The organism is Arthrobacter sp. DualSoilB13, from assembly GCF_055389195.1.
Map to the genome: position 1 here is coordinate 2,801,072 of NZ_AP035865.1, position 13,963 is coordinate 2,815,034.

Below are 13,963 nucleotides of genomic sequence, written 5' to 3' on the forward strand. Positions count from 1 at the left end.
CACCAGCCAGTTCGACGATCGGCGGCACCATGACTTCCAACCCCAATAATCCGTCCAACGACGACGAAACCCCCAAGGATCCGCTGGCAGAAATGCTCCAGAACCTGATGGGTGGCCAGGGCATGGGAAACATCGATCCCGCTGAGCTGGCTAAGGCCGCTGGCTTGCCCAACGATCCCCAGCTCCTACAGCAGATGTTCGCCCAGGTCCAGGCAATGATGAGCTCCACCTCCGATGGCCCCGTGAACTGGCAACTCGCCCACGAGAATGCACGCCGCGTGGCCGCCGCCGGTAGCGATCCCTCGGTCAACGCCCAACAGGCCAGAGAGATTGACGAAGCCCTCAGGCTTGCAGAGCTTTGGCTGGACCCGGTTACTGATCTCTCGGCAACCGGCCTGATCGGGCGGGCCTGGTCAAGGGCCGAATGGGTTGAAGCGACCCTGGGCACATGGAAGCGCCTGACAGAGCCGGTGGCCAACAGCATCGCCAACGCCCTTTCCAGTGCACTCACTCAACAAATGCCCGAAGAGATGAAGTCCATGATGGGCGGGGCCTCATCCATGCTGCAGAACATGGGCGGAGCCATTTTCGGCATGCAACTGGGACAAGCCATCGGCGCACTTTCAGCGGAAGTTGTCAGTTCCACTGACATTGGAGTCCCCTTGGCAGACCTCGAAATGGCCCTGTTGCCTGCCAACGTCGCAAAATTCGGGGAAGGACTGAGCCTTCCGGAGAACGACGTCCGACTTTTCCTTGCCGTACGCGAGGCCGCCCACGCACGCTTGTTCGTCCAGGTTCCTTGGTTGCGAGGTCACTTGCTTGGAGCCATCGAGGCCTACGCCCGCGGTATTCACATAGATATGTCCCGCATCGAAGACCTCGCCCGGGACCTTGACCCGAGCAACCCCGAAGGAATTCAGGAAGCTCTGTCCCAGGGAGTCTTCACTCCTGAACGCACGCCGGTCCAAACGGCAGCACTGGAGAAGCTGGAAACAGCGCTTGCCCTGGTGGAAGGCTGGGTGGACGAGCTCACAGCGGAAGCCACTGATAAGGTACTGCCGTCCGCTACTGCACTGCGCGAAACGGTGCGGCGCCGCCGCGCCACCGGCGGACCGGCCGAGCACGCGTTCTCGTCCCTCGTCGGTTTGGAACTTCGGCCCCGCAGGCTCCGTGAAGCGGCAACGCTGTGGGCGACCTTGAAGGAAGAGCGAGGCATCGCCGGCCGTGACGCGATCTGGCACCACCCGGATCTCCTGCCCACCGGCGAGGACCTCGACGACCCGAAGGGGTTCTCCGAACGTAGGCGCCTTGCCGAGGCAAGTGACAGCGAAGTTGATGACGCCCTGCAGAAGCTTTTGAGCGGCGGCTACGAAACCTCCGACGCCGATCAAGCTGAAGCTTCAGACTCAGAGGGCACTTCCACGGAGACCGGGTCCGGGCAAGAGTCGGAATCGGATGACTCCGACCCCGAGGCACCCACCAAGTAGGCTCCACTCTTAGAAATAAAAAGTGCAACGGCCGCCATATCCATGGCGGCCGCTGCTCGGTTAAGGCACCGTCATCGGGTAAATTCCGTCACACAGCGCTTAGTCAGTCACGTCCCCAGCTGGTTCGTCGGAGTTTTCAGAGCCTGGCTCTTCCGGGAGTCCCCGGGATGTAGCAAAGGCAACGCCTTCCAGGAAGGCCTTTGCCCGATGAGTCTCAGGGTATGCCTCGACTAGTCTCCAAAACTCGGCGTTGTGGCCCGCCACCAGCAAGTGCGCGAGCTCATGGACCAGGACGTAGTCGATGACCCACTGCGGCATTCGCTGCAGCTTGTTCGATAACCTGATAGTGCCGTCCGCAGGAGTAGCCGAACCCCAACGGGAGTTCTGATTGGAGACCCAGCGAACCGACGTCGGAACCGCACGCCCGCCGAGGTACGTCCGAGAAAGGTGCTCCGCATGATTGGCGAGGGCTTGATCCGTGGCGGGGCGGCGCCTGCCAGGACCTGTTTGCCGTTCTCCCTGTTTCTTCAGCTTGGCCAGCATTCGCTGGACCCACTCATGTTCCTGGGACTTGGTGAAGCTGGCTGGGATTGCGATCACGGCGTTGCCGTCTTCCCAAAAGGCAGCAACAGTTCGACGGCGTCTGGCTGATCGACGCACGACCACCGGAGCGCCGTCGTCTGTGGTGTGCGAACCACCGGCACCGGGGGCGGGTGGACGCGTCATCAGAGTTCCGAACTCTCAGCAAGTACGGCCAGAACAGCTTCGCCGTAGCGTTCAAGCTTGGATGGGCCAATTCCAGCCAGGCCAGACAGTTCCTCCAACGATGAAGGCTTGGCCTCCGCGATGGCCGTGAGTGTGGCGTCCGTGAAAACAACATATGCCGGAACGTCGGCCGTCTGGGCTTCGTCCCTGCGCCACTGCCTCAGCGCATCGAACGTTTGTTCCTCATATGTGGGCGGGCACTGGTTACATCGACCCACCTTGCGTTCGGCTCCACTTGCCAGCATGCTTCCGCATACCTTGCATGACGCCGGTGCGGCAGCTTTCCGTCGGGTGGGACCTGTTTTGCTGCGCGCGTTTGCGGAAGCCACGGAATTGGGGCGAAGTCCGTCGAGGAAACGGGACGGCTTGCGGTTGGCCCGACCGCCCGGTGTTCGGGCCGTGGACCATGAGAGATTCAGGTGCTCTCGCGCCCGGGTTATGCCGACATAGAGCAACCTTCGCTCTTCGTCCACATCCTCGGGGGCGTCGGCAAAGGAAATAGGCATGAGGCCTTCGCTGAGGCCCACCAGGAACACTGCATCCCATTCCAGGCCCTTGGCGGCGTGAAGGGAAGCCAGAGTTACACCTTGAACGGTCGGGGCGTGTTGCGCGACCGATCGCTCCTGGAGTTCGTTCACGAACTCAGCCAGGGTGAAGGACTCTCCGCGGCTAACAGCTAGCTCATCAGCCAATGCGACCAAAGCTGCCAGGGATTCCCACCTTTCGCGCAGTGCTCCCCCGTTGTGTGGAGCGGCCGCTGTATACCCGAGTGACGCGACGATGTCACGAACGATTTGGCCTAGTGCTTCCTGGGGTCCTTCTGCCACGGCACGGGTTGCCGCCCGCAACTGGAGGATCGCATCACGGACTTCCTTCCGCGCAAAGAACCGTTCCCCTCCCCGGAGCTGGTAGCCGATACCAGCCGAGGCAAGTGCTTGCTCGTACGCTTCGGACTGGCCGTTGGTGCGGAACAGAATGGCAATCTCGCTGGCCTTGACCCCGGTGCTGAGCAGTTCCTGGATTCTGCCTGCGACTACCGCGGCCTCTGCCTCGTCATCCGGGCACTCCATGAAGCGTGGCTCCGGACCGGACGGCCGTTGGGCGACGAGCTTGAGGGGCGAGGCCCACGCGGCATCGGCAACGGGTCCGCCGCTACGGCGGGATCCCAGGAGATCGTTGGCCAACTTCACCACTTGCGGGGTCGAGCGATAATCGCGAATGAGCTTCACGACCGTTGCCTCGGGGAACTGCGATTTGAAACCCAGAAGGTGCTTGGGGGAAGCTCCGGTAAAGGAATAGATGGTCTGGCTGGCATCGCCCACCACACACAACTCGTTCCGACCACCGAGCCACAAATGCAGGAGCCGCTGTTGCAGCGGCGAAACGTCCTGGTACTCGTCCACTACGAAGTGGCGGTATTGTTCCCGCACTGTTGCCGCCACTTTGGGGTCCTCCTGAAGGATCCCCACGGTGATGAGCAGGACGTCTTCGAAGTCGATGACGTTTCGATCGGTTTTGATGTCCTCATAAGCTTGGAAAACCCTGGAGACCGCGGTGAGATCGAAGCCTCCCGGAGTTCCACGTCCTTGGGCATTCTCCAGATAGTTGGCCGGGGTAAGCATGGACACTTTGGCCCACTCGATCTCGGCCGCCAGATCCCTGATGGATGCCCGATCAGTGCTCAGGCGCAGCCTGCGGGAAGCTTCGGCAATCATGTTTGCTTTGTGGTCCAGCAGGCTGGGCAAAGTGCCACCGATTGCCTGCGGCCAAAAGAACTGCAACTGCCTCAGCGCGGCGGCGTGGAAGGTGCGGGCTTGCACGTTTGCAACGCCGAGATCGCGGAGCCTGCTGCGCATCTCGGCCGCGGCCCTGGCAGTAAATGTGACGGCCAAAAGCCTCTGCGGACTGTACACACCGGAGTGAACCCCGTAGGCAATTCGATGGGTAATGGCGCGAGTTTTACCCGTGCCTGCTCCTGCCAGGACGCACATGGGTCCCGTCAGCGTACTGGCTACTTCGCGCTGCTCGTCGTCCAAGCCGCCGAGGATGCGATCCTCAAGTGAGACACCGCCGTCAAAGATTCCTTCAGTCACGGCTGGAGGTCTTCGATGACGCCGCCATACCAATGCTCAATCAGTGAACGTGCTATGGACAAGCGCGTTGAGATGGTGATTTCACCGCTCAGCACGGCCTCCTGCAATTCCTCGCGGCTGAACCACCGGGCACGGGTGACCTCGACGCCATCGGGCCGCGCCACGGTGTCGTCCGTCGTGGCCGTGAACCCCAACATAAGGGAGGCAGGGAAAGGCCAGGACTGAGAACCGAGGTACTGGCAGGCGGTCACACGGACGCCGACTTCTTCCCCTATCTCTCTCACGACGGCTTGCTCAAGCGACTCGCCGGGCTCAACGAATCCAGCGAGCGTTGAGTAATTCCTGGCGTCAAGGGGCCCGCCTCCACCGAGAAGGAGCCGGCCATCGGGGCCCACCACCGTGACAATGATGGCCGGATCAGTCCGCGGATAGTGCTCTGAGTTGTCCTTGGGACACCGCCGAACCCAGCCGCCTGCCTCGATTTCCGTGGGCGTCCCGCACTGCGGGCAATGCGTGTGGGTTGCATGCCAGTTGGAGATTGCACTGGCCTCAATGAACAGAGCGGTGTCGTTCGCGTCCAGACGCGCCGCGACATCCCGGAAGCCTGCCCATTCCGTACCCAGCGGGACCGTAACGGTTCCCGGCGCTGGCGGTTCCGCAACAGTGAACAGCACAACCGACGTGCCTTCGGGCAATGAGGACGACGTCAAGGTGGTGCCCAGGTAGATGGCAGAAACAGCACCGCCGCCCGAGGCGGTGAGAGCGTTATAGAGCGGCGCGGCGTCCCCGAACCAGAGACCGTCACCAGACACCAAAGCTTTGCGCTGCGAAATGACCATGGCCTTCGCCGAGCCGGAGGCAACAAGCTCCTCAACCATTCCCGGTTTCATACGGATGCCCGAGCCGCGATCCACCATGGCGGGGCGGATGGGAAGGACAGTCTCCATCAGGTGATTGGCAAGCGCCGGCGACTCCGTATAACTCATGTATCTACCGTACTGACTCACACCGACAAAAAACATTTGGAAGGCCCCCCGCTGTGGACACCTGTCTGTGATGTTGCCCGATGGGGTGTCAATACCGGGATTTGCTTCGTATTTCCTGCGGATCTGAAGACTCGCCGCACCACATCATGGCCACAGGCCGCACTCAATCTACCGTGGAGAACGTGAGAAGAACACCGCTCGAACTGGCCGCCATAGCAACCGCGGCGGTGCCCGGCCTGGCGCCGACGGCCGCAGCATACTCCCCCGACGATGACGCTGACTTCGACTCAGCGTTGCTGCTCGATGCGGAGGGTAAACGCTGGCGGGTTCGTTCACCGCGCCATCCGGAGGCAAGCACGCGGCTTGAAACCGAGTTCATGGTGCTGCGCGCCTTCGCGCCGGCAATCCGTGCCGAACTTCCCTTTCACGTGCCCACCATTGCCGGCACAGTCCGGCAAGGTGCCCTGACGACGTTCGTTTACACGCACTTGCAAGGCTCAATGCTCTCGATCGAAGAACTTTCAGCCGGCAGCCCCGCCCTGGCACGGGAAGTGGGCACAGCTCTGGCGGCTATTCACGACCTTCCATTGACTTTGGTCATCAACGCGGATCTTCCCAGCTACTCGGCAAATGAGTTCCGGCAACGAAAACTCAATGAGCTGGACCAGGCAGCAACCACCGGCAAGATACCGGCCACACTGTTGCGTCGGTGGGAGCATGCCCTTGAAGACGTCGCCCTTTGGCGATTCAATCCCTCAGTAGTCCATGGGGACCTTCACGAGGACAACCTCATGGTGCAGGACGACACCGTGACAGCGCTGACGGGGTGGACAGACCTGCGGATCGGTGATCCCGCGGATGATTTCGCCTGGCTGGTGGCGTCCAACGAAGCATCATTTGTTGAGGCGGTCCTGAACGACTACACCCAGGCCCGACGGGACGTCCCTGACGCCCACCTTCTCCGCCGGGCGGCGCTGTTGGCCGAGTTTGCCCTCGCCCAGTATTTGGTCAAGGCCATGGCGGCTGGGCACCAGAGCATGACGGCCGAGGCAGAATCCATGCTGCAGACACTCGCCGACGACATTGATGAGCAGATGCGCCGCGATGAAGAAGCTGCGCTAGCCGCTGAGAATGAAGCCGCCATGCTGAGGGCTTCAGATTCCCCGGCGGGCGTTCCCGCTGTCAGTGTCGCGGCGATTCCGGATGGAGGCGAGTCGGAAAGCTCCCAGGACGGCGACGGCGGCACTACCCCAAGGTATGACGAGACCTCGACTGCCGCGATCAGCGTGGTCAGCGTAACGCCGCTTCGCGCGGCCGAACGTTCCTGAATTCCGGGCTTCGGTCATTCAGCTGCCGCTCTTCAACGCCCTCGCGACAATCAGCTCCAACTCCTCGGCACTGCCAAGATCGTGTGGGCGTACGACGGCGTCATCCGCAACGTAGTAGAAGGCAGCGCTGACGTCCTCCAGGGGAACTTCCTTGAGTCGAGCCCATGCGAGCCGGTAAACAGCCAGCTGCACCGCGCGGGTTGCCAGTTGTATACCTGCCGGGCGTCGTCCGGTCTTCCAGTCAATGAGCTGCCAACGGCCGTCGGCATCACGGAACACGGCATCGATGCGCCCGCGTACTACGACGTCGCCAATCCGGGTTTCCACAGGTACTTCGACGAAAGCGGGAGCCCTTTGGGCCCACTCGGACTTCTTGAACGCCGCCACCATGTCATCCAGCCCGTAGGCCTGATCAATATGGGAGTCCGAACCCGGCGCTTCATCAAGGTCCAACATGCCCGTTGTCCCGAAGTACTCCTCCACCCAGGCATGAAAGGCCGTACCTTTGCGGGCCGAAATGCCCGGTTCACGGGGCACCGGCCTGCGAAGCTGGTGCAAGACGGCCGCCGGGTCAGCCCCCAAATCTACGAAAAGTGAAGCGGAGATATGGCTGGGCAAGTGGACATCCTGAACGGTTTTCAGCTGGCGCTGGCGATCCAGCAGGAGTTCTGCCTCCTGTGCCCACTTCCCGGCCGCACCGGTTAGGTCGCCTGAAGGATCCTTGCCGGGTTCCTCCATGTATCGACGAACCATGGCCGCAGCCTGATCCATGGCCAGCCTTCTGCCTGGGGTAAGCCTCAGGCGGGCACCGGTCCGTGGGTCCGAAGGCCCCTCCAAGGGGTCATAGGGAAATTGGGCTACCTCGAGCACTGCGGTCAAGGGGCTTTCCTCGGGCAAGGCCTCCTCGGCTACCGATTGGGGATGGACCACAGCACTGCCCTGCGAATGAGTGACACTGGCGCCCTCTGCCGTTGCAGCCATTCCGGCAAGCGGTGCGAGTTCGGAAAGGAAGGAGGACATTCCGGTCATTCCCGATCGAGAGCCGTTCCAAGCAGCACTGGAGGCCCACAAGACAAATTTGGCACGGGTGTAGGCAACATACGCGAGCCTCCTCTCCTCTGCCTCGCCGTGATGCTGGACCTCGGATTTGAAGTCCTTCTCGGCGTCCAACCATCCTTTTTGGTCAGGCTGCTCCAGGTCCCATTGGGGAAGGTCAGCACGATCGCCCCGCAATGGCCACGGCAAGGCCGCGGCGCCGGTGCTCCACCTCGAATCCCTGCTGCTGGGAAAAGAACCAGCATTGAGTCCAGGGACAAAAACCACGTCCCATTCCAGGCCCTTGGAGGCATGGACAGTCAACAATTGCACCGCCTCCCGGTTGGTCTCAGCGGGGGCCACATCCAAGCCGCCTTCCTCTGAGGCCGCGGCTTCAAGCCACGACAAGAACGCCAGCAGATCAATACGCTGTGAAGTCTGCAGGAACCCTGCTGCTGCATCCTGGAATGCATCCAGGTTGCGGCGTGCTTGGTGAATACTGATTCCTGGTTTGGCGGCAACCTCAATGTCCAGCAGCATGGCACGTTCCACCTCTCCAAGGAGTGTGGTGAGGTCGTCTCCGATGTAGCTCCTGAGCGAGCGGAGCTCCGAGGCAAGGCTGGTCAGTCGATCCAGGGCGGCAGGGCTCAGGCTCCGCCCATGCCCTGAAGTCCAGTCCGGCCGGGGGAGGAAATCAAGGGCCTCCACGAGGCTTGCGGCATCGGTGATATCGCTTTCAACCACGACTGCTGCGGGTTCTTCGTTGTCTTCGAAAGTGTCATGGCGGGCTTCCGGGGTCGACCGGCGACGGGCCAGGAAGCGGGACCAGTCGCTGAACGCCATCAAATCTGCCGGACCAATCCGCCATCGTGCCCCGGCCAACAACCTCATCAGAGCATCGGAACGTCCCGGATCGGCGAGGACCCGCAACGTCGCCACCAGGTCCACGATCTCCGGTGTGTCCAGCAAGCCGCCAAGTCCAACGATCTCGTAGGGAATGCCCTGGAGTTCGAACTCCCGGCGGAGGCACTCCATCTGCGCCCGCCGGCGACACAGGACCGCCATGGTGGGCTTGACGGGGGTGCCGTCCTTCTCCTCCTCGAAAACAGTTCTTTGATAGCGACGGACATCGCGGGCTATGACGGCGGCCTCGTCCTCATCCGTGCCGAAGCGACCGATCACTACACTCCCATCCACCGCTGCAGGGCTGGGTACCAACGCGGGGACTGAGACATTACCGGCTTTCTTCCTGTCCCCTGCCGGACCCTCCGATGCTGCCGCCCTGTTCAAGGGCGCTGCGATGGTGTTGGCGGCTTCGAGGATGTTTCTGCCGTTCCGCCAGGCAGTGGTCAGATAAGAGGTGGGTGCAATGGAGAAGGAACCATCGCTTCCGGAGGGGTCCAAGCGCTGCACGGGAAACTCCTGCACAAAGTGGAAGAGCTGCCCTGCAGAAGCGCCGCGGAACCCATAGATCGACTGGTTGGGGTCTCCCACCGCGGTAACTGCGTGACCCTGGCCGAAAAGGCGTGAAAAGAGGACAAGCTGTGCGTGGGAGGTGTCCTGGAACTCGTCCAGGAGCACCACCTTGTAGCGGGCACGTTCAGTGGTTGCAGCGAGCGGAATGTCACTGGCGATACGCGCTGCCAGCGCCACGAGGTCGCCGAAATCGAGGACCCCGCGTTGACGTTTGGCCTCCTGATAGCGAACCACCATGTCGGCAACGCTGGCTCGGGTCCGGAGCATAGCCGCGAGGTCTCCCGCGGCCTGGCTGGGATTCTTCTTGGCCCCGGCTACATAAGGAAGCTGCTCAAAGGTCTCAACGCGTTCCAGAACCCACTCGCGCACCTCCCCGGGGTCCTGAAGGTGCTCCGCGCACTCTCCGGCCAGCTGGATGACCGCATTTACGAGGGTGGACTTTGCGGCGGTGAAGTGTTCGTAGTCGCCGTCGTACGCCTCCACCACTTCGCTGGCCAATTGCCAGGACTGTGCACCGCCAAGCAAGACGACGTCCCGTTCGATGCCCAACCGCAGGCCGTAGTCCGACACAATGCCGCTTGCGTAGGAATGGTAAGTGGACACTTTGGGTTCGAGCTCGTCAGCACCGACGAGCCCCTCCGGGAAGCCAATGCTGCCGTCGTCCTCCGCCGCGATCCGTTGGAGTGTGGCCAGCTTGGACCGAATCCGGCTCGCCAGCTCGCCAGCAGCTTTCCGGGTGAACGTTACCCCCAGAACCTCTTCCGGACGCACCCAGCCGTTGGCCACCAGCCACACCACACGGTCGGCCATGGTGGCCGTCTTGCCGGAACCTGCTCCTGCGATCACCAGGCGGGGTGAGAGGGGCGAGGCAATAATCGCCGCTTGCTCGTGCGTCGGGTGGTTCTTCTCGCCAAGGATACCGGCCAGTTCGGAAGGCGAAAATCTGGGCGCGGGGACTCCCTCTACACCCAGGGGGCTGGAGGCGAAGCCGTCCAGGAGCTCGGTTGTCATTCGGTGACCTGCTTTCCTCGGGCGCACAACGGGCAAATGTCGGGCAGACGGCATCCATGGCCGCCATGCCCTGACTTGCCGGGGTCGTGCCGTGCATCGAACGTTGACCCTGCCATGAGCGTGGCCGCCTCGTTCACCAGGCTCTCTGCCCAGTTCTCTGCCGGATCCAATGGATCCTGCTGCTGCACTCCGGGGCTCTTTGTTTTGGTCCCAAGGTGGGCCAACACTGCGCCACCGGGAGCGAAGCCTGTTCCTGCCCCGGAAGCAGTGAGCCCCTGTCCCGTTGCAGCGTCCTGGAAAGCACCTTTGAGGACCGCAGCCTGGTAGGCACCCAGCTGCGGGTGCCGGGCAACCTCGGCCTTGCCGGGTTGCCGTTTGCCGGTCTTAAGGTCCACAATCACAAGCCTGCCCTCCGAATCTATTTCGAGGCGATCCACCTGGCCGCGTAATACCGCATGACGTACGGCCACCTCTTCAAGAGCTTCAGGACCACTGACGCCAACGGCATCAACCGTGACATCAGGAAGCTGAACTTCAAAGTCGTGCTCTACTGCCAGCAAGCTTCGTCCGTCGTTGCGCATGATGAGCACATACTGGGCCAACTTCCGGACCATGAGTTCCGCCCGCTGGAAATCAAGTTTCCCCTCCCAGTTATCCTTCATGCCCAAGCTTGGCCAGCGGCGGACGAGTTCGGCGACGTACTCGGCTCCCGAGGCCTCGGGAAGCTCCTGCGCAATGGCGTGGACCAACGTGCCCAGACTGCGTGCGAAGTCGGTGGCCGCTTCCCCGCCGGCTGCTTGGACAAACCAGTCCAACGGGGATTTGTGGACAGCTTCCACCTTGGACGGCGAGACGGAGACGGTACCGCCAGCCGGCACTACGGCTGCCTGGGAACTCAGTGGCGCCAAACCCCACCACGTGTCCGGGTGCGCCCCCGGAACCGGCGGGTCCGTAGTGGCGAGCCTGGCCAGTATCCGTGCCGCCTCGTGCGCGGAACGGGATTCCCCGGGTGCTTCGTCTTCTGCCTGGGCATGCTGCCTCAGTTCCGCAACGAGTGCCCTTAAGGTCATGGGACGGTCAACAGCTGTATAACCGCGTTTGTACTCACCGGATGCGAGCGGGGCCACGTAGTCCAGGAAGGCAGAAGGCTGTTCGTCCTCGGAAGACACTGCAGTGCAAATCAACACTTCACGGGCTCGCGACACGGCTGTTGAGAAGCTCCTGAGTTCGTCATAGCGGATATCCCGGAGCCTGCTGAGGGGTCCACGCCGGAGGGCGTAGTCCACTCCATGCTCCACGGCATCGGCGTAGACGGTGCTGCCCAGCAGCTCTCCACGGAGGCGCGTGTTGGGCCACACTCCTTCCTGGAGGCCTGCAACGATTACCACCGGCCATTCCCGGCCCGCCGCACTCGCCGGAGTCATGATCTCCACGCATGCCTCCAGCTGTGCCCGTGCGGCAAGGGTGTCCATGGGCAGTTCCTGGTTCAGCAGGTAGTCGAGGAATTGCTCTGGACCGGAACCGGGCAGCTGGTCGACAAAGCGCTCGGCTGTGTGGAACAGAGCCATCATGGCGTCGAGGTCCCGATCTGCGCGCGCCCCCGCGTTGCCCCCTTCAAGTGCCATCTCCGACCAACGCGATGACAACCCCGTTGCGTGCCATAAGGCCCACAGAACAGATTCCGCGTTGGCGCCCGGCTCGGCGGCAGCAGTGGTACCGGCCGCGATCATACGGGCGAGCCTGCGGGCAGAGCTGCCTTCAATTCCCAGCGATGCCAGTGCCCCCGGTTGGAGCAAGGCTTCGACCAACAGAGCGTCGCTGGAGCGGCCGCCGCCTCCTAAAAGCTCCTCGCGGCGTAGGGATTGCCGCAGCCTCCGCAATTCGATGGCAGTGGCGCCTCCGATCCGCGATGTCAGGAGGGATACTGCAGTTTCCGGTGTGAGTTTTGCCGGGTCCAGAACAACGGCAAAAGCCTCCAGCAGCGGGCGGACAGCGACTTCGTCACGGACAGCTGAGTCCGCTACGGGAACGCGCACCGGGATTCCTTGGCCGCTCAGATACCGCTGCAACTGAGAGATCTGTCCGCCGTTCCGCACGATCACTGCGATGTCGCTGAACTCCCGCGATTCCCGCAGTTGCGCTTCAAGGATGCGCTGCGCGACGTACCGGAGCTCGTGGACTGCGGACGGCAGCACGTGCCCTTCTACGCGACCATCGCCGACGGTCGCCTCACGTGGGCTTTCCGGATGTTGAGGTTGTTCCATCTGTCTGGCCAGCTGACCACCGGAACGCTGCGAGATGCGGGCCGCTACCCGCATCCACGCCTCGGCTACTTCCGGCGTATGCCGGTGGGTCGCCGATAAGGGTCGTTCCAGGACGGATTGCTGGGTGCCGCCCAGCAGCGATGGCAACTCTGAAACCAAGTCCGGGCGTGCGCCGCGGAAACCTTGCACTACCGTGTCCGGTGAGTAGGTGACCACCACATCCTTGCCTTCTCCAATGTCGGCAAGGAGTTCGAATACTGCCGGATTTGATTCCTGGGCGTCGTCCACGAGGATGAGTTGGAGGCGTTGCCTCTCGGCGGCGAGGAACTCCGGCGAGTCTTGGAAAATTTGCCGTGCCGTGGTGATGATCCCGGCGGGGTCAAACGCCTCCGGCATGCGGAGGTCCAGGACGTCCCGGTACTCGCTGTACAGCTGGGCCGCCGCCATCCAATCAGGGCGTCCGCACTCGTAGGCAAGCCCCACCAAGTCCTCCGCGGTGCGCCCCGATTCGATGATGCGGTCGAATAGCTGCCTGATCTCGTGACGGAAACCGCGGGTAGGAAGTGCTGCTGCGAGGTCCTCCGGCCAAGGCAGATGGAAGCCGGGACGGGAGTGGCCTTCCAGCAGTTCCTTGATGATGAGGTCCTGTTCAGGGCCTGACAGAAGCTTCGGTGGCCGCGACAGCGGCAGGATGCCTTCAGCCTTTGCCCGCCGGATGACGTCGAAAGCGTACGACGCCCAGGTGCGTGCCGGCGTCGTACTAAGGCTGCGGTCCAGGCGCCCTGTGAAGGTGTCGCGCAAGGCAGCGGCGGCGTGGCGCCCGGGAGCGAGAACGAGAATCTGTTCCGGGTCCAGGCCGTCTTCACGAACACGGCGGACTGCCGATTCCACCAGCACCGTTGACTTGCCCGTCCCAGGCCCGCCGGGCACCAGGACGGGGCCGCTCCCCTGCGGGAGGGAAACGACTGCACGTTGATCCGGGGACAAAACGGGTGCCGCGTAGTGGGTCTCACGCGGCGGGAGCAGGCGGAGGGCTGCCGGTGCTTGGCGGGTTTTGGCAGGAGTGGCGGTCACACAGTCATTTCATCATCGGGCACCGACAATTTATGGAGTTGACGCTCCAACTGGTCAGAGATCACATCAAGTTGATCGAAGTCGCCATCCGAAGGCGCCCAGCGTGCTGCTGTCAGGTCGACCCTCCAACGGCCTTCCCCCGTCCTCAGGAATGCCTCGTACGCGCCATGAAGCGGGGTCGATTCCTGCAGGTAATGTTTCAACGCGTCAACCTCGTGACCGGGAGGCGCCTCCCCGCTGGCCCTGAGCACGCGCCACCAGGCCACAGAGCTACCGTAATGGCTCATGACTGCGCCCACCTGCCGCGGTCCGCCAGCACCCAGGAGCTCCGCGACGTCACCATAGGAGACCGCCGAGCCTGACGGAACAAGGTCTACAACGGCCAGAACCGCCGTCACATACTCCATCCGCATGTGTTCAGCGTAACGGCAGGAGTGTCGTGCC

8 protein-coding genes are annotated in these 13,963 nt (G+C 62.6%); 2 read left to right on the plus strand and 6 right to left on the minus strand.

Annotated features, from left to right (window positions below; all coding sequences use genetic code 11):
- The first annotated feature begins 29 nt into the window (after positions 1-29).
- Positions 30-1,487, plus strand: coding sequence for a zinc-dependent metalloprotease (locus tag ACZ5J0_RS12845; protein WP_464093245.1), 1,458 nt, complete (start codon positions 30-32; stop codon positions 1,485-1,487).
- Positions 1,488-1,586: 99 nt separating this feature from the next.
- Here the strand turns inward: ACZ5J0_RS12845 and ACZ5J0_RS12850 are convergent, their stop codons facing one another.
- Genes ACZ5J0_RS12850 through nudC form a run of 3 tightly spaced genes read right to left on the minus strand, consistent with a single transcriptional unit; the run spans position 1,587 to position 5,331 of the window.
- Positions 1,587-2,213 carry a M48 metallopeptidase family protein gene (locus ACZ5J0_RS12850; protein WP_464093246.1) on the minus strand — a complete coding sequence of 209 codons (627 nt, stop codon included), beginning with the start codon at positions 2,211-2,213 and terminating at the stop codon, positions 1,587-1,589.
- Positions 2,213-4,345: an ATP-dependent DNA helicase UvrD2 gene (locus ACZ5J0_RS12855; RefSeq protein ID WP_464093247.1), complete on the minus strand. Its 2,133-nt coding sequence runs from the start codon at positions 4,343-4,345 to the stop codon at positions 2,213-2,215. Before ACZ5J0_RS12855 ends, ACZ5J0_RS12850 begins: the two co-directional genes overlap by 1 nt.
- On the minus strand, positions 4,342-5,331 hold the full coding sequence (gene nudC, locus ACZ5J0_RS12860) for an NAD(+) diphosphatase (protein WP_142938519.1): 990 nt from the start codon (positions 5,329-5,331) through the stop codon (positions 4,342-4,344). The genes ACZ5J0_RS12855 and nudC overlap by 4 nt, the downstream gene beginning before the upstream one ends.
- A gap of 182 nt (positions 5,332-5,513) precedes the next feature.
- On the opposite strand from nudC, the gene ACZ5J0_RS12865 reads away from it, so the two are divergent.
- On the plus strand, positions 5,514-6,659 hold the full coding sequence (locus ACZ5J0_RS12865; RefSeq protein ID WP_464093248.1) for a macrolide 2'-phosphotransferase: 1,146 nt from the start codon (positions 5,514-5,516) through the stop codon (positions 6,657-6,659).
- Positions 6,660-6,677: 18 nt separating this feature from the next.
- Here the strand turns inward: ACZ5J0_RS12865 and ACZ5J0_RS12870 are convergent, their stop codons facing one another.
- The 3 genes from ACZ5J0_RS12870 to ACZ5J0_RS12880 are packed head-to-tail and all read right to left on the minus strand — an operon-like array spanning position 6,678 to position 13,932.
- Positions 6,678-10,181: an ATP-dependent helicase gene (locus ACZ5J0_RS12870; RefSeq protein WP_464093249.1), complete on the minus strand. Its 3,504-nt coding sequence runs from the start codon at positions 10,179-10,181 to the stop codon at positions 6,678-6,680.
- Positions 10,178-13,519: an ATP-dependent helicase gene (locus ACZ5J0_RS12875; RefSeq protein ID WP_223940561.1), complete on the minus strand. Its 3,342-nt coding sequence runs from the start codon at positions 13,517-13,519 to the stop codon at positions 10,178-10,180. The genes ACZ5J0_RS12870 and ACZ5J0_RS12875 overlap by 4 nt, the downstream gene beginning before the upstream one ends.
- Positions 13,516-13,932, minus strand: coding sequence for an MGMT family protein (locus ACZ5J0_RS12880; protein WP_142938515.1), 417 nt, complete (start codon positions 13,930-13,932; stop codon positions 13,516-13,518). The genes ACZ5J0_RS12875 and ACZ5J0_RS12880 overlap by 4 nt, the downstream gene beginning before the upstream one ends.
- Positions 13,933-13,963 lie beyond the last annotated feature (31 nt).